We start from the raw sequence: 333 nt of genomic DNA, 5'->3' as shown, positions 1-333 counted from the left end.
GCCTCATGCGAGGCTTGGTTTGGGTTTTGGCCAGAGGCTGATTGCGATCTTTTTCATGTTCTGGGCGGCGGCTGCGATCAGGCACTGGCAGGCGACGCGTGTGCGTCCTCGGAAGCGGGCATAACGATGGCCGAAGAGCTGCTTGGCATCGGCGAAGGATCGCTCGACGGTTTCCTTGCGGCGGCGATAGATGGCCTTGCCCCATGCCGTGAGCCGGTTGGCGTCGACCCGCTCGCGCGCGTCTTGCCAGACGTGGCGCGTGATGGTGCGCTCGGCCTTGGCGTTTGAGGTGCATGAGGCCAGCATCGGACAATCGCGGCAGATGGACGGGTC

The 333-nt window shown here is 64.3% G+C and carries 1 protein-coding gene; it reads right to left on the bottom strand.

Going from position 1 to position 333, the window contains the following annotated elements; all coding sequences use genetic code 11:
- Positions 1-3 precede the first annotated feature (3 nt).
- Positions 4-333 (bottom strand): transposase (locus AC0YKC_RS34025; RefSeq protein ID WP_488514251.1); only part of this gene is annotated, 330 nt, incomplete at its 5' end.

The sequence above is a fragment of the Mesorhizobium sp. CNPSo 4661 genome (genome assembly GCF_057784215.1).
The sequence above is the reverse complement of the archived record's forward strand: the minus strand, read 5'-3'. Positions and strand labels throughout refer to the sequence as shown.